Raw genomic sequence first — 14,983 nt, forward strand, 5'->3', positions numbered from 1 at the left:
GTGGCTTGCGCCACTTATCGACTCATCGCATATCTAGCATTCTACTATAGAAAATCCTAAAAGTCAAACTATTTTTTATGAGAGATTTTCTAACTTATCAATATTTGAAATTGGTGTCTTAAAAGAGTAAAATAATTTTAGGAGGATAAAAAGTTATGGATACAACAAAACAGCCTGTCCTTATGCCTCAGGATACGAGAATAATGGCCCTCTTACTTGGTGCTGTAGGTGGCTGCCTTGATGTTTTCTCGCATATGCAATTTAGTACGCTAATCGCAACCCAAACAGGGAATATTCTTTTAATCGTAGCCGATTGGGATGGACCAACCGTAAAGACTGCTTACCGTATCCTTTCGCTTATCTTTTTTACCTGTGGCTTTGTCTTCGGTATTCTACTTAAGGAACGGGCGCAAAGTTCACATTGGCGTACTTGGGGGGTCTTACCATTGACTCTCACGACTTTCCTCTTTCCTTTCTTTCATTCTCATTATTTTATCTGGGTGATATTGCTTGCAACCTCTACCGGAATGGTCATGCTAACTTATACAGGCTCAAAAATTGAGTCTTATCCCTATATGATTATGATGACTTCAGGAAACTATCGGAGAATGGTCACTGCTTGGTATGAGTATATTCGTTTTAAAGACCGTAGACATATTATTAGAAGGCAAGCGGCTAATTACTCTATGATTGTCGCTAGTTTCATCGGCGGTGCTGTTTTTACTGGTTTTCTCACACGCTTCATTCACCAATATGCTATCTGGACAGTCACCACTATTTTGACGATTATTATCATTCATTATACCAGATACAATCATATACATCACTTAGAGCAAAAAAATATCTAACACTCAATGAAAATCGAAAAGCAAACTAGGAACTAAGTAAGACAAAAAACCGAACCAATCCTCTTGGGTAATGCTCACAAAGAGAATTGGTTCGGTTTTTGCTAGTTCCTCAATACTTGCCTGCGATATTTCATTTATCAATCCTCTTCATCAGTTTTTAACTACTGATGGAAAAACTTCCTCATCTATCAATCTCACAAATACTTGCTTCCTTCTTTAATGCTGAGTTTGCTCAGTTTATCCTTGTATTTTTCGATAAACTCCAGCACCCAGTCGGGATTGGTTTTAGAGTAGTCTCGCAGAGCCCAGCCGATGGCCTTATTGATGAAAAACTCGGTTTGATTAAGATTATTAATCAGGATTTGCTCCAGCAGCTGGACATCCGTTTCTTCTTTTTGAAGCAATTGATGCTCGATAGCAATTCGGCGCAACCAGAAATCTTTATCCCTGCTCCAATCTAATACTATTTTCTTTGTCTCAGGATAATGCAAACTAATATAGCCTACCGAGCGACACAAAAAGTCAATTGTGTCCCACCATGGCTTTGTTTGTGCTAATTTCTTTATCTTTGGCAAATCGCTTGGTGTCAAAGCTTTTTGTTTCAGTTGCAAATAATCCAGCACCACATATTGCATTTCACGATAGGGATTGTCCCAAGCCTGATGGATAAATTTCCAATCAATTGCAAGGCTGCTATTTTTCTTAAAAAATACCTTGGAAAGCTTTCGTCTAACAGGTGTTTTGACCCCTAAAAACTCGAACTGGTCTTTCATGTATGCTTTCATGTGAATAGCATCTTCAGGGTTTGCTACTTCTTTTAATCCTTGGAAAATATCTTCTACTTTCATATTACCATTCACTTTCAACATTCATATCTTTGAATAATTTAATTGGTCTTGCTGGTTTATCTAAACTCTTCTGCAACCAAACTGTATCATGCCAGCAGCCAAATTTATAGCCGATTTTTGGGAAATGCGCTACTTGCTGGTAACCACGTTTTTTATGGAAAGAAATACTAGCGTCATTCGGAAGAGCAATACAAGCTAGAAAGTGGACAAAACCTTGCTGTTCAAGAATTTCTTCCAATTTGTCATAAAGCTGCTTCCCAATCCCTCTACCGCGATTCTCATCAGCTACATAGACCGACAGTTCAACAGCCCAGTTGTATGCCTCTCGACCATAATAAGTCGAAGCATAAGCATAACCTAGAATTGCTCCATCTTCTTCTGCCACCAGATAAGGATACCTTTCCAAGGTCTTCTCAATCCGATCAGAAAATTCCTCTACCGACGGAATATCATACTCAAAAGTAATGGCTGTTTTCTCCACATAAGGCGCGTAAATAGCTACAAGAGCAGTGGCGTCGTTTTTATTTGCTAATCTGATGTTCATCCGAACCTTCCTTTCTTCTTATTATTTTCATAAAAATGAAGTATATCACCATGTATATTTTACCAAATTCAAAAAGAAAAGGCTCTCTCGAACCTTTTTCGTTTTAAAATAGTCCAATAGCAGTTCCGTCTGCTGCTACGTCCATATTGAGGGCTGCTGGGCGTTTTGGCAGACCGGGCATGGTCATAACATCACCAGTCAAGGCTACAATAAAGCCTGCGCCTAGTTTTGGAACGACTTCACGGATAGTGATTTCAAAATCTTCTGGTGCTCCAAGCAGGGCTGGATTATCTGAAAAGCTGTATTGGGTCTTGGCCATACAGATTGGCAGCTTATCCCAGCCATTCTTGACAATTTGAGAAATTTGAGTTTTGGCTTTCTTTTCAAAATTGACTTTTGTTCCACGATAGATTTCCTTGACAATTTTCTCGATTTTTTCTTCGATAGACAAATTGTTGTCATAGAGTCGGCTGTAGTGAGCAGGAGTCTCTTCAATCGTTTTAACCACAGTTTCAGCAAGAGCTAGACCACCGTCAGCTCCGTCTGCCCAGACACTAGCCAATTCCACAGGGACATCAATCTCCGTGCAAAGTTCCTTGAGAACGGCAATTTCAGCCTCAGTATCAGAGACAAATTCATTGATAGCCACCACAACCGGAACACCAAATTTACGGATATTTCCCACATGGCGTTTGAGGTTGGCAAAACCTGCTTTAACCGCTTCAACATTCTCAGTTGTCAGCTCTTCTTTAGCAACACCACCGTTCATTTTCAGTGCTCTAAGAGTTGCAACAATAACCACTACATCTGGAGCAGTCGTCAGATTTGGCGTTTTGATATCTAGGAATTTCTCAGCCCCTAGATCCGCACCAAAACCAGCTTCAGTCACTGTGTAGTCCGCCAAATGCAGAGCTGTTGTTGTCGCCAGAACAGAATTACAGCCATGGGCGATATTGGCAAACGGTCCGCCGTGAACAAATGCAGGAGTTCCATAAATAGTCTGTACTAGATTGGGCTTTATAGCGTCTTTCAAGATGAGAGCAAGAGCCCCTTCTACTTCCAAATCTCGAACATAAACAGGCGTCCGATCATAACGATAACCAATAACGATATTAGCTAGACGTTCTTTCAAGTCTTCAATACTTGTCGCTAAACAGAGAATAGCCATGATTTCAGATGCAACCGTAATATCAAAACCATCTTCCCGCGGAATTCCATTAACCGGACTGCCCAGACCGACGGTCACATGCCGCAAAGCACGGTCATTCAGATCTACCACGCGCTTCCAGATAATGCGACGTTGGTCAATTCCTAGAGCATTTCCTTGATGTAAATGATTATCAATCAAAGCAGAAAGGGCATTGTTGGCAGTGGTAATCGCATGCATATCTCCTGTGAAATGCAAATTGATGTCTTCCATTGGTAGAACCTGTGCATAACCACCTCCAGCGGCTCCGCCTTTGATTCCCATAACTGGTCCAAGAGACGGTTCACGAATCGCAATCATGGTTTTCTTTCCAATTTTGCTGAGAGCATCTGCCAAGCCAATAGTAATAGTTGATTTTCCTTCGCCGGCCGGTGTTGGATTGATGGCTGTTACCAGAATCAACTTACCAACTGGCTTCTTTTGTAATTCCTGAATCTTATTAAAAGACAATTTAGCCTTGTATTTACCGTAAAGCTCCAAATCGTCATAATCAATTCCAACTTTCTTCACTACATCAGCAATCGGCTGCAAGTCAACACTCTGAGCAATTTCTATATCCGTTTTCATTTGGAATCCTCCAGTTTTGATAGGATTATTATACCAAAAAATAAAGAAAACAAACACTTTCAAAGCTAAAATTCTCAAAAACGTTCGGAAAAGTCTTTTCTATTTACGAATTAACTTTTTTTGTGTAAAATTTAGTTATGAAACTATTGATTACTTCTGGCGGAACGAGCGAAAAAATCGATCAAGTTCGTTCTATTACGAATCACTCAACAGGAAAGCTTGGTGCTCTTATTGCGGAGAGTTTTTTAGCACAAGGCGATCAAGTTACATTAGTCACTACACAGAGTGCTGTCAAGCCTGCTGCTCATCCGAATTTAACCATTCAAATCATTGAAAATGTACAAGATTTGCTGGAAACGATGCAGCCTTTAGTCAAAACTCATGGTGTTTTAATTCATTCAATGGCCGTTTCTGACTACACGCCTATTTACATGACAGGTTTTGAACAAATCACTGCTTCACAGGATTTAACAGAGTTTTTAAACAAGACCAATGATCAAGGCAAGATTTCATCAAAAGATGAATACCAAGTGCTCTTTCTCAAACAAACACCGAAAATTATCAGCCAAGTAAAAAAATGGAATCCTAATATCCGTCTAATTGGCTTTAAACTCTTAGTTGATGTTTCTAAGAAAGAATTACTGACAGTTGCTCGTGCTAGTCTCATAAAAAACAAAGCAGAAATAATTGTGGCAAATGACTTGTATGATATTTCCAATAATCAACATCATGCTTACTTAGTCAAAGAAAATTCTGTCATAGAAGCCAACACAAAAGAGGAAATCGCTCAACAACTCGTAACACACATTCACACAAAGGACAATTTATGAAACATATTACTTTAGCCGTCACAGGAAGCATTGCCGCCTATAAAGCTGCTGACTTGACCAGTCAATTGACAAAAGACAATCAAAAGGTGACTGTTCTGATGTCTCAAGCAGCTACAAATTTCATTCCCCCCTTGACTTTGCAGGTATTGTCGAAAAATTTAGTACATACAGATGTCATGGACGAGCCTGCGCCAAACAAGGTCAATCATATTGAAATTGCCAAGCAAACAGATCTTTTCTTGGTTGCACCTGCTTCTGCCAATACAATCGCTAAATTAGCCAATGGCTTTGCGGACAATATGATAACCAGCACTGCACTTGCTTTGCCTATAACAGCCAAAAAAGTGCTAGCTCCTGCTATGAATACAAAAATGTATGAAAATCCAATCACTCAAGAAAATCTATCTAAACTAGAAAAATACGGCTGGCACATTATTCAGCCTAGAGAAACCGTCCTAGCCTGTGGTGACCACGGAATCGGTGCTCTTGCTTCTGTAGAAACAATTATAAAAAAAGTAAAGGAATTGATTTATGAAAAAACAATCTAATATTGCTCAAATTGCTATCTTTTTTGCTATTATGCTCGTTATTCATCTATTAAGTTCGGTAATATTTAACCTTTTTCCCGTCCCGATCAAACCAACGATTGTTCATATTCCTGTTATTATTGCTAGTATCCTTTATGGACCAAAAGTTGGTGCACTTTTAGGTGCTTTAATGGGAATTATTAGTCTAGTTACAAATACAATTGTCCTCTTGCCAACAAGTTATCTATTTAGTCCATTTGTCCCTAATGGCAATATTTATTCGCTCATCATTGCTCTTGTTCCGCGAATTTTAATCGGAGTCACACCTTATTTTGTTTATAAATATCTTAAAAATAAGACTGGACTTATTTTAGCTGGGACGGTTGGTTCGTTGACAAATACTATTTTTGTTTTAGGAGGAATCTTCCTACTATTCTCTAAAGTTTATAATGGAAACATTCAACTACTGCTTGCTTCTGTTATTTCAACCAATTCCATTGCTGAAATGATTATTTCTGCGCTTCTGACGGTTACCATTATTCCAGCTCTTGAAAAAGTTAAAAAATAATCACGTGAAAACGTGATTTTTTTATGAAAAAATGCTATAATGAAAACGGTTAAACAATAAAAGAAAGTTTAAAATTCTGAGAAAAATATAATTTTCATCATTCTACTAAGAAAACGAAGTTAGTTGCTTTTTTTCAAATGTTTCATAAACTTTCCAATTTTTATAAAAGGAGATTTCGTAATGACTTACCAAGATAATTTCAAAAAATGGCTTGATTTTGCAGAACTTCCAGATTACCTTCGTAAAGAATTGGCTTCGATGGATGAAAAGACAAAAGAAGATGCTTTTTATACCAATCTCGAATTTGGTACTGCTGGTATGCGTGGCTTGATTGGTGCAGGTACGAATCGTATCAATATTTATGTCGTTCGTCAGGCAACTGAAGGTTTAGCACGTTTGATTGATGAAAAAGGTGAAGATTTCAAAAAACGCGGTGTCGCTATCGCTTATGACTCTCGTCACTTCTCTCCAGAATTCGCCTTTGAATCTGCTGCTGTTTTAGCAAAACATGGCATTAAATCTTATGTATTTGAAAGTCTCCGTCCAACACCAGAACTGTCATTTGCAGTTCGTCACTTAAAAGCTTTTGCCGGGATTATGATTACAGCCAGCCACAACCCTGCTCCATTTAATGGCTATAAAGTTTATGGCGAAGATGGTGGTCAAATGCCGCCTCATGATGCTGATGCTCTAACAGCTTATATTCGTGCCATCGAAAATCCATTTGCCATTGAAGTTGCTGATGTTGAAGCCGAAAAAGCATCTGGATTGATTGAAATCATCGGTGAAAACGTTGATACTGAATACCTTAAAGAAGTAAAAGACGTGAATATCAATCAACAATTGATTGATGAATATGGAAAAGACATGAAAATCGTCTACACTCCGCTTCACGGTACAGGTGAAATGTTAGCGCGTCGAGCATTTGCCCAAGCTGGTTTTGATTCTGTTCAGGTTGTTGAAGCTCAATGCGTGCCAGATCCAGACTTCTCCACTGTCAAATCACCAAATCCAGAAAACCAGGCGGCTTTCTCTCTCGCTGAAGAATTGGGACACAAAGTTGGTGCGGACGTCCTTGTCGCAACAGACCCAGATGCTGACCGTGTTGGTGTTGAAGTTCTCCAAAAAGACGGCAGCTACCGCAATCTTTCAGGAAATCAAATCGGTGCGATTATGGCTAAGTATATCCTTGAAGCGCACAAGACTGCTGGAACACTTCCTGCCAATGCAGCACTTTGCAAATCCATTGTGTCTACCGATCTTGTGACCAAGATTGCTGAAAGCTACGGCGCTACCATGTTTAATGTCTTAACTGGTTTCAAATTTATCGCTGAAAAGATTCAAGAATTTGAAGAAAAACACAATCACACTTACATGATGGGCTTTGAAGAAAGCTTTGGCTACTTGATTAAACCATTTGTGCGTGACAAAGATGCTATCCAAGCTGTATTAGTTGTTGCAGAATTGGCAGCCTATTATCGTTCTCGCGGCTTGACTCTTGCAGACGGAATTGAAGAAATCTACAAAGAATATGGTTATTATGCTGAAAAGACGATTTCAGTTACTTTGTCTGGTGTTGATGGCGCTGAACAAATCAAAGCTATTATGAGCAAGTTCCGTGACAATGCACCGAAAGAATTCAACGCTACTGCTATTACAGTCACAGAAGATTTCAAAGCACAAACCGCTACCGATTCTGACGACAATGTAACGAAATTAACAACTCCACCAAGCGATGTATTAAAATACACACTTACTGATGGTTCATGGATTGCTGTACGTCCTTCAGGAACTGAACCAAAAATCAAATTCTACATTGCTGTTGTCGGAAATTCTAGCCAAGACGCTCAAGCAAAAATTGCAAAAATTGAAGCAGAAATCAATGATTTTGTAAAATAAGCAAAGAGTAAGAAGGTTTTGATTTCTCAGTCTAACTTCTACAATATTCAAACTTCGAGTCTGGGACAAGAGTGTCTCAGACTCGAAATTGTCTTGTAACAAATAACAGATAATTGCTCAGATGCTACTTTTTAAGATAGCAGACAGATCTTTCGAAGCAGGTCTCAAGGTCTTTTCGCTTTTTAACATTTGCTCAACATTATAGGGGAGACTATACAAAATAGCTAGGAAACATTTTATATCGGAGTCTTGAAACAAGAGCACGACAATTAAAATTTTCAATTTCTAGTCCTGTTTCACCTCTCTTTCAATGTTTTACATTTCATTTCGAATCTCTGCATTATTTTCCTATTTGTGGCATACTAGAATGAACAAAAGAAATGAGGTTATTTTATGGATAAATTTACACAAGATATCAAAGATTTAGAAGTCACGACTGTTGAACGTGCCCGACAAGCCATTGCAAATAAAGAAAACGCAACTTTTTTCATTGGGCGTAAAACATGCCCTTACTGTCGTAAATTCGCCACTACGCTAGCTAGTTTTGTCGCTGAAACCCAAGCACATATTTTCTTTATCAATAGTGAGGAACCTAGTGAACTGGAAGAGCTCCAAGCTTTCCGTTCCGAATACGGAATCCCAACTGTACCAGGTTTCCTACACATAGAGAATGGCCAAGTAGCTGTCCGTTGTGACTCTTCTATGACGGCTGAGGAAATCAAGTCATTCGCTAACTTATAAAAATGAAGCTGGAATTAAAATTTCCAACTTCACAGCATATTATAAACCAACTAGGCAGTGGCTTTTACAATCACAAAGCGAGGCAGGGAGCACATTATCCTTGCCTCTTAACATTTAATTTCCTTTTAATTTGCCTTCCTGAAAGGCTTGCCACATCTTCTGCTGAGGTTTAGCAAATGGATAGTTGTCAAATTCATCAGGATGCAACCATAAAACTTGTTCCTGTTTAGGCATTTCCGTAGCATTTACTACCTGACCGTAAAGCAAACGAATCTGCCACTTGCGATGACTGAACACATGTTGAATTGTCGGAAAAGCTTGCTCCTGCCAATTCACTACCACATCATAATCCTGCTCAAAGCTTTCTTGCGGAGATAATTCAAATGCAACTTGATTTTCTGCCACTTCAAAAAGGGATAACTGTTCACCGTCCGGAAATTCTTCCACTTCAATCAAAGGAAAGTGCCAAAATCCGGCCAAAAGGCCGCTAGTCTCATTTTTTTCCAAAAGAAACCGTCCTTGAGTATCTTGGATAATCAAACCATATAAATAAACTGGAACTGGTTTTTTCTTAGGAGCTTTGATAGGGTATCTATCCATTGTTCCATTTAAGTAAGCAGCGCTAAATTCCCTTACTGGACTGTCATCAGGTCTAGGGTTGATAGGTGCTTCAATATCTGAGCCTAAATCCATCAAAGCTTGGTTGAAATCTCCCGATCTTTGGGGGTCAATCAGAATTTCCATCATCGCTTGAAAAACCTTTCGGTTAGCAGGGACACCAATATCCAAATTAACTTCAAATAAACGGCTCAGGACCCGCATAACATTCCCATCAACCGCTGGCTCAGGCAAGCCAAAAGCAATACTTGCAATAGCTCCTGCTGTATAAGGACCAATTCCTTTCAGACTAGAAATCTCCTCGTAAGTGTGAGGAAACTCGCCACTAAAATCTGTCATAATCTGCTGAGCAGCCTGTTGCATATTACGTACTCGCGAGTAGTAACCTAGCCCCTCCCAAGCTTTAAGCAAACGTTCTTCTGAAGCCACTGCTAAATCTTTGATTGTCGGAAACCAAGCTAAAAAGCGCTCATAGTAAGGAATAACCGTATCTACCCGTGTTTGCTGAAGCATAATTTCTGAAATCCAGATATGATAAGGATTGCTGCTTCTCCGCCAAGGTAAATCGCGCTTATTTTCATCATACCAAGCTAATAATTTTTGGCGAAAAGAGATAATCTTTTCATCCTCCCACATCTCAATCCCATATTTTTTCAAATCTAACATAGCTTTAGTATAACACAAAATAAAAAGAGAACCCAGAACTTGAATTCTGGATTCTGTCTTGGCTTTCTAATAATGACCAACTGCTTGGCTGGCAGTAATCAATGTTAATTTATAAACATCATCAGCATTGCATCCACGGGAAAGGTCGTTTACTGGGTGGTTCAATCCTTGCAAAATAGGACCGACTGCTGAAAAGCCACCGAGGCGCTCTGCCATTTTATAACTGATATTTCCAGCTTCAATACCAGGAAATACAAAGACAGTCGCTTGACCAGCTACATTGCTTCCAGGAGCTTTTAACTCTGCCGTTTTAGGCACAAAAGCTGCATCAAATTGTAATTCTCCGTCAATAGCCAAATCTGGTCGCATTTCTTGCGCAAGTTTCGTTGCTTCGACGACTTTATCAACCTTTTCACCAAATCCAGAACCTTTAGTTGAATAGCTCAGCATCGCCACTTTAGGGTCAATGTCAAAGATTTGCGCGGTCAAGGCAGAGTTAATAGCAATTTCTGCTAATGTTTTAGCATCTGGATCAATATTGATTGCACAATCACTGAAAACATAGCGTTCATCACCGCGAACCATGAGAAAGGCACCAGATGTGCGAGAAACCCAAGGAAGTGTTTTGATAATTTGAAGAGCTGGGCGAACCGTGCTTGCTGTAGAATGAATCGCACCAGAAACCATACCTTGTACTTTACCAAGATAAACAAGCATGACACCAAAATAATTGACGTCCTCTTTCAATAATTTACGCGCTTCGTCTTCTGTGATTTTTCCTTTACGGCGTTCTACAAAAGCTGCAACCATTTCTTCAAAGCATGAACAATTTTGAGGGTCAATGACTTCATAACCTTCTGTCACACCTTCAATTTCAAGGTAAATACGAATTTTTTCAGGATTTCCCAATAAAACAGGTGTGATACTTGTTTCCTTTACCAAACGTTTAGTAGCTTGAAGAATACGTGGTTCTTCACCTTCTGGTAAGACAATCTTCACTTCTTTGTCTTGCAATGTTTCACGAATTGTTTCAAAAATTTTCATGTTTTACTCCTTACTTATTGCTTAATTTTTGAATGACTGTTTGAAAATCTTCCGGAAGAGGACTTGATTTATTCACAACTTCCTCATGGAATGGATTGTAAAAACGCAATGAATGACAATGAAGCGCTTGCCGCGTTATTCCGTCAGTCATGCTCCCACCATATAAATCATCTCCCAAGAGCGGAAAACCAATATAAGAAAAATGAACCCTAATCTGGTGTGTTCGTCCTGTATGAAGATGAATATCCACGAGATAAATGTCATCATACTGCGCTAAAACTTTATAACTCGTATGAGCATATTTTCCATTTTTTGCTACACAGCGAGTAATGATACTACTACCTTCACGCGCTATGGGAGCAATAATATCTCCTTCTGGCTTTAACGGTGCCGAACCCTTGACCAAAGCATAATAATGCTTCTCAATGACTTTCTTTTGCAACTGCTTGTCCAATCTTGCATGAGCATAACCGTGCTTTGCAAACAACATCAGACCACTCGTATCACGGTCTAAACGAGTCACAATATGAATCTGCTGATTTTCATAATGATTCGCAATGTAATAAGCCTTCACAAAATTAGCCATTGTATTGGAATGATTCACGCTAGGAATACTGGCTACGCCTGCCGGCTTGTTCAAAATCAGAAAATGTTCATCTTCGTAGACAATTTCTAAATCTTTCTCTACAGCTTGCAAACTGCCAAAACCTTCTTCTGCAGGAATATCGACGGCAACTTTGTCGCCAATATCTAACAAATAAATGGCATTTTGCTTTTTGCCGTTTACCTGAATATCCCCACCAGAAAACTTTATTTTTGCAAGCAAACTTTTGGAAATTTCATGTTTTTTTAGAAATGTTTTGACTTTCACATGCTCATCTGCGATAAATTCAAACCTCATTCCTCCACCTCGCCAATAAAGGCATCTTTGACACGATTCCAGAAGCTCGTATGACTCGGTGTAGCAAGAAAGTTAATCTTATGTTGATCAATTTGAAATTCAATTTTAGAAATATTGTTTATCATAAAATTTTGATTGTCAATCGAAATCGCATGTCGGTCATTCCAAGTCGGCACAATTTCAATTTTATCTTTCTTAGGGACAATAATTGAGGAGCCCAAGGTCCGAAACACACGATTGTTCAAGCTTGCAACTTCTGCAATCTGAAGAGCTTCGATGGTTGGGTGCAGAACAGCTCCACCCAACGATTTATTGTAAGCTGTGCTTCCTGTCGGAGTTGATACTGAAATGCCGTCACCACGAAAGCGCTCAAAATGCACTTGATTGATAATGATATCAGCGACCATTGTTCGTCCAGAACGCTTGACCGTCGCCTCGTTCAACGCACGTTTTATACAAATCTCATTATTTCCGTGGAAAATTTTCACATTCAAAATCGGATAAGACACCTTTGCGCCTGTGTCTAATTTTAAATTATCGATTAGTTTGTCCAACTCAAAATCTCGATAATCTGTATAAAAGCCCAAATGTCCTGTGTGAACGCCAACAAAGCGAACTTTGTCTAGCTGATCTTCATAATTGTGAAATGCTGACAAAAGCATCCCGTCGCCACCAATTGAAATGACAATATCAGGATTATTATCATTCAAAATAAAGTGATTTTGTTTTAGTTTCTGTTTCAATTGGCGACAAATTTCCTGACTTTGCCGTCTGCGATTACTGATAATCCCTATTCTTTTACCTGTATTCTTCATCTGTATCGTCACTATTTCCTACGCCATCATTCAATTTGCGACTAATTGGGTCAAATAAAGCTTGTGCCTCTTGAATATCATCACGAATTTTTCCCATTTCTTCGTCTAATTGATAGGCGATTTTTGCTGTAATTTCCAAACGTTTCTTAATTTCATCTGGAAACTCACCTTTGTATTTATAATTCAGCGAATGTTCAATTGTTGCCCAAAAATTCATGGACAGAGTACGAATTTGAATTTCTGCTAAAATCGTTTTGCTCCCATTGATGGTATCAACGGGGTATTCAATAATAACATGGTAACTGCGATAACCACTAGCTTTACGATTTTTAATATAGTCTCTCTCTTGAATAATCCGCATATCATGACGTTTTCGCAAAACATCCAAAACTTCTTCTACATCATCCACAAATTGGACCATCACGCGCAAACCTGCTATATCCTGCATATCTTGTGCTAAATTTTCCTCTCTGATTCCACGCAAAACCATTTTTTCTTTGATGCTTTCTATTGGTTTTACACGCCCCGTTACAAATTCAATCGGAGAATGCTGCTTTTGTTTTCGGTATTGTTTGCGAATCCCGCGCAGTTTGATTTTCAACTCACCAACCGCTTGAATATAAGGATCCAAGAACTCTTCCCATTCTACTTCCATACTATCACCTTGTCATTTTACTTATTTTTTTATAAAATAAACACAATACTTATTATAACATAAATCGCTTTCAAACAAAAGAAAAGGATTGGGAAATGAATCACCTGGAAATTGAATACAAAACACTTCTGACAAAAAATGAGTACCAACAGCTGTTACCGCTGTTTTCAGATATAACAGCTACCAAACAGACAAACTACTATATTGACACAGCCGACTTTTCAATCCGAGATGCAAAAATGGCACTACGCGTCCGTGCTTTTGAAAATCGTGCCGAATTAACTTTGAAAATTCCACAACAGGTCGGTAATATGGAATACAACCAATCTCTCACTTTAGAAGAGTGTCACACACTCATCAATACATGTATGCTACCTGAAGGAGAAATACGCATACTGCTGACTCACGCTGCTATCAATCTCGATGAACTAAAGGTGCTGGGGAACTTAACAACTATTCGCTATGAAAAAGAAACCACTATTGGCTTAATGGCACTTGACGAAAACCATTTCTTTAATACAATAGATTACGAATTGGAACTCGAAGTAACAGATGCTAAAATTGGAAAAAAACAATTCGACCACTTTTTACAGGCTCATCATATCCATTATAAATATGCAAAACCTAAAGTTGCAAGATTTGCTCAAAACTTATGAATAAAAAGCTGAAATTTTACTTATTTTTTGATAAAATGGAGTGTAGAAATCAAAAGGAGTCTTAATAAGTTATGATGGATATACTGACGGATAAAACACAGATGAAGTTATTTGCACTAAATTCCAATCACGATATAGCCGAAAAAATTGCTAAAGCTGCTGGTGTTCCCCTTGGAAAATTATCCTCACGTCAATTCTCAGATGGAGAAATTCAAGTTAACATTGAGGAAAGTGTACGTGGTTTCGATGTATTTATCATTCAGTCAACGAGTTTCCCTGTCAATAATCATTTAATGGAACTTCTCATCATGGTGGATGCTTGCAATCGTGCCAGCGCTAATTCTGTTAATGTCGTTATGCCATATTTTGGCTATGCTCGTCAAGACCGTACAGCTGCTCCTCGTGAACCAATTACGGCAAAACTGGTAGCAAATATGTTGGTAAAGGCAGGAGTTGATCGTGTTCTGACCCTTGATTTGCATGCCGTTCAAGTTCAAGGTTTCTTTGATATTCCTGTTGATAACCTTTACACTGTCCCTCTCTTCGCCAAACATTACTGTGAAAAGGGCTTATCTGGTGAAGATGTTGTTGTGGTTAGTCCAAAAAATTCTGGTGTTAAACGTGCTAGAAGCTTAGCAGAGCATTTAGGTGCTCCGATTGCGATTATTGACTATGCACAAGACGATTCTCATCGTAACGAAGGATATATTATCGGAGATGTTGCTGGCAAAAAAGCTATTCTCATTGATGATATTTTAAATACCGGACGTACCTTTGCGGAAGCTTCAAAAATCGTTGAACGTGAAGGTGCAACAGAGATTTATGCAGTTTCTAGCCATGGTTTATTTGTTGAGGGAGCTGCTGAAAAGTTAGACAATGCCCCAATCAAAGAAATTCTAGTAACCGACTCAGTTGCAACCAAAGAAAAAACTCCGAAAAATGTTCAATACATTACTGCAAGTGAGCTAATCGGAGATGCAATCGTTCGTATTCATAAAAGAAAACCAGTTAGTCCTCTTTTTGCTTACAATAAAAAGAAATAAGGAGAA

General features: G+C 38.8%; 16 protein-coding genes. 8 read left to right on the forward strand and 8 right to left on the reverse strand.

All coding sequences use genetic code 11. The features are described 5' to 3' along the window. Window positions 1-155: 155 nt before the first annotated feature. The gene (locus SanJ4206_RS05355) at window positions 156-848 is read left to right on the forward strand and encodes a YoaK family protein (protein ID WP_003029367.1); all 693 of its coding nucleotides are present in this window, start codon (window positions 156-158) and stop codon (window positions 846-848) included. A gap of 194 nt (window positions 849-1,042) precedes the next feature. Here the strand turns inward: SanJ4206_RS05355 and SanJ4206_RS05360 are convergent, their stop codons facing one another. The 3 genes from SanJ4206_RS05360 to SanJ4206_RS05370 form a co-directional block, all read right to left on the reverse strand. Continuing rightward, window positions 1,043-1,696 (reverse strand): DNA alkylation repair protein, encoded by a 654-nt coding sequence (locus SanJ4206_RS05360; protein ID WP_022524991.1) that lies wholly within the window; start codon window positions 1,694-1,696, stop codon window positions 1,043-1,045. Window position 1,697: 1 nt separating this feature from the next. Next, window positions 1,698-2,240, reverse strand: a complete 543-nt coding sequence (locus SanJ4206_RS05365; protein WP_003029359.1) for a GNAT family N-acetyltransferase — start codon at window positions 2,238-2,240, stop codon at window positions 1,698-1,700. 103 nt (window positions 2,241-2,343) lie between these two features. Beyond that, a complete protein-coding gene (locus SanJ4206_RS05370; protein WP_157622033.1) occupies window positions 2,344-4,014 on the reverse strand; it encodes a formate--tetrahydrofolate ligase in 1,671 nt (556 codons plus the stop codon). A gap of 137 nt (window positions 4,015-4,151) precedes the next feature. On the opposite strand from SanJ4206_RS05370, the gene SanJ4206_RS05375 reads away from it, so the two are divergent. The 5 genes from SanJ4206_RS05375 to SanJ4206_RS05395 all read left to right on the forward strand — a co-directional run bounded on the left by SanJ4206_RS05375 (window position 4,152) and on the right by SanJ4206_RS05395 (window position 8,579). Then, window positions 4,152-4,844, forward strand: a complete 693-nt coding sequence (locus tag SanJ4206_RS05375) for a phosphopantothenate--cysteine ligase (RefSeq protein ID WP_070867504.1) — start codon at window positions 4,152-4,154, stop codon at window positions 4,842-4,844. Continuing rightward, the gene (gene coaC, locus SanJ4206_RS05380; RefSeq protein ID WP_070867503.1) at window positions 4,841-5,392 is read left to right on the forward strand and encodes a phosphopantothenoylcysteine decarboxylase; all 552 of its coding nucleotides are present in this window, start codon (window positions 4,841-4,843) and stop codon (window positions 5,390-5,392) included. The genes SanJ4206_RS05375 and coaC overlap by 4 nt, the downstream gene beginning before the upstream one ends. After that, window positions 5,376-5,939, forward strand: a complete 564-nt coding sequence (locus SanJ4206_RS05385) for an ECF transporter S component (protein WP_070867502.1) — start codon at window positions 5,376-5,378, stop codon at window positions 5,937-5,939. The genes coaC and SanJ4206_RS05385 overlap by 17 nt, the downstream gene beginning before the upstream one ends. A 180-nt stretch (window positions 5,940-6,119) precedes the next feature. Continuing rightward, window positions 6,120-7,838: a phospho-sugar mutase gene (locus SanJ4206_RS05390; RefSeq protein ID WP_157622034.1), complete on the forward strand. Its 1,719-nt coding sequence runs from the start codon at window positions 6,120-6,122 to the stop codon at window positions 7,836-7,838. Window positions 7,839-8,231: 393 nt separating this feature from the next. After that, window positions 8,232-8,579 (forward strand): DUF6568 family protein, encoded by a 348-nt coding sequence (locus tag SanJ4206_RS05395; protein WP_022526146.1) that lies wholly within the window; start codon window positions 8,232-8,234, stop codon window positions 8,577-8,579. A gap of 114 nt (window positions 8,580-8,693) precedes the next feature. On the opposite strand, the gene mutY is transcribed toward SanJ4206_RS05395, so the two are convergent. The 5 genes from mutY to yjbM all read right to left on the reverse strand — a co-directional run bounded on the left by mutY (window position 8,694) and on the right by yjbM (window position 13,278). Continuing rightward, window positions 8,694-9,863, reverse strand: coding sequence for an A/G-specific adenine glycosylase (gene mutY / locus SanJ4206_RS05400; RefSeq protein ID WP_157622035.1), 1,170 nt, complete (start codon window positions 9,861-9,863; stop codon window positions 8,694-8,696). A 66-nt stretch (window positions 9,864-9,929) separates the two neighbouring features. Then, window positions 9,930-10,907 carry a phosphate acetyltransferase gene (gene pta, locus SanJ4206_RS05405; protein WP_003029342.1) on the reverse strand — a complete coding sequence of 326 codons (978 nt, stop codon included), beginning with the start codon at window positions 10,905-10,907 and terminating at the stop codon, window positions 9,930-9,932. Between the two features lie 10 nt (window positions 10,908-10,917). Next, window positions 10,918-11,808, reverse strand: a complete 891-nt coding sequence (locus SanJ4206_RS05410; protein WP_003029341.1) for an RluA family pseudouridine synthase — start codon at window positions 11,806-11,808, stop codon at window positions 10,918-10,920. Next, window positions 11,805-12,623, reverse strand: coding sequence for an NAD kinase (locus tag SanJ4206_RS05415; protein WP_003029339.1), 819 nt, complete (start codon window positions 12,621-12,623; stop codon window positions 11,805-11,807). The genes SanJ4206_RS05410 and SanJ4206_RS05415 overlap by 4 nt, the downstream gene beginning before the upstream one ends. After that, window positions 12,607-13,278, reverse strand: a complete 672-nt coding sequence (gene yjbM / locus SanJ4206_RS05420; protein WP_003029337.1) for a GTP diphosphokinase — start codon at window positions 13,276-13,278, stop codon at window positions 12,607-12,609. Before yjbM ends, SanJ4206_RS05415 begins: the two co-directional genes overlap by 17 nt. Before the next feature lie 95 nt (window positions 13,279-13,373). On the opposite strand from yjbM, the gene SanJ4206_RS05425 reads away from it, so the two are divergent. Further along, window positions 13,374-13,934 (forward strand): CYTH domain-containing protein, encoded by a 561-nt coding sequence (locus SanJ4206_RS05425; RefSeq protein ID WP_003029335.1) that lies wholly within the window; start codon window positions 13,374-13,376, stop codon window positions 13,932-13,934. Between the two features lie 83 nt (window positions 13,935-14,017). Next, window positions 14,018-14,977: a ribose-phosphate diphosphokinase gene (locus SanJ4206_RS05430; RefSeq protein ID WP_100069430.1), complete on the forward strand. Its 960-nt coding sequence runs from the start codon at window positions 14,018-14,020 to the stop codon at window positions 14,975-14,977. Window positions 14,978-14,983: the final 6 nt, after the last annotated feature.

Origin of the sequence: Streptococcus anginosus (assembly GCF_001697145.1) — a bacterium.
In the GTDB taxonomy this organism is placed as follows: Bacteria; Bacillota; Bacilli; order Lactobacillales; family Streptococcaceae; genus Streptococcus; species Streptococcus hominis.

Excerpts from the sequence above, each read along its gene's own strand:
- mutY (WP_157622035.1), bottom strand. The coding sequence starts at position 9,863 with ATGTTAGATTTGAAAAAATATGGGATTGAGATGTGGGAGGATGAAAAG.
- SanJ4206_RS05425 (WP_003029335.1), top strand. The coding sequence starts at position 13,374 with ATGAATCACCTGGAAATTGAATACAAAACACTTCTGACAAAAAATGAG.
- yjbM (WP_003029337.1), bottom strand. The coding sequence starts at position 13,278 with ATGGAAGTAGAATGGGAAGAGTTCTTGGATCCTTATATTCAAGCGGTT.
- SanJ4206_RS05365 (WP_003029359.1), bottom strand. The coding sequence starts at position 2,240 with ATGAACATCAGATTAGCAAATAAAAACGACGCCACTGCTCTTGTAGCT.
- coaC (WP_070867503.1), top strand. The coding sequence starts at position 4,841 with ATGAAACATATTACTTTAGCCGTCACAGGAAGCATTGCCGCCTATAAA.
- SanJ4206_RS05410 (WP_003029341.1), bottom strand. The coding sequence starts at position 11,808 with ATGAGGTTTGAATTTATCGCAGATGAGCATGTGAAAGTCAAAACATTT.
- SanJ4206_RS05415 (WP_003029339.1), bottom strand. The coding sequence starts at position 12,623 with ATGAAGAATACAGGTAAAAGAATAGGGATTATCAGTAATCGCAGACGG.
- pta (WP_003029342.1), bottom strand. The coding sequence starts at position 10,907 with ATGAAAATTTTTGAAACAATTCGTGAAACATTGCAAGACAAAGAAGTG.
- SanJ4206_RS05370 (WP_157622033.1), bottom strand. The coding sequence starts at position 4,014 with ATGAAAACGGATATAGAAATTGCTCAGAGTGTTGACTTGCAGCCGATT.
- SanJ4206_RS05360 (WP_022524991.1), bottom strand. The coding sequence starts at position 1,696 with ATGAAAGTAGAAGATATTTTCCAAGGATTAAAAGAAGTAGCAAACCCT.
- SanJ4206_RS05390 (WP_157622034.1), top strand. The coding sequence starts at position 6,120 with ATGACTTACCAAGATAATTTCAAAAAATGGCTTGATTTTGCAGAACTT.
- SanJ4206_RS05395 (WP_022526146.1), top strand. The coding sequence starts at position 8,232 with ATGGATAAATTTACACAAGATATCAAAGATTTAGAAGTCACGACTGTT.
- SanJ4206_RS05355 (WP_003029367.1), top strand. The coding sequence starts at position 156 with ATGGATACAACAAAACAGCCTGTCCTTATGCCTCAGGATACGAGAATA.
- SanJ4206_RS05375 (WP_070867504.1), top strand. The coding sequence starts at position 4,152 with ATGAAACTATTGATTACTTCTGGCGGAACGAGCGAAAAAATCGATCAA.
- SanJ4206_RS05385 (WP_070867502.1), top strand. The coding sequence starts at position 5,376 with ATGAAAAAACAATCTAATATTGCTCAAATTGCTATCTTTTTTGCTATT.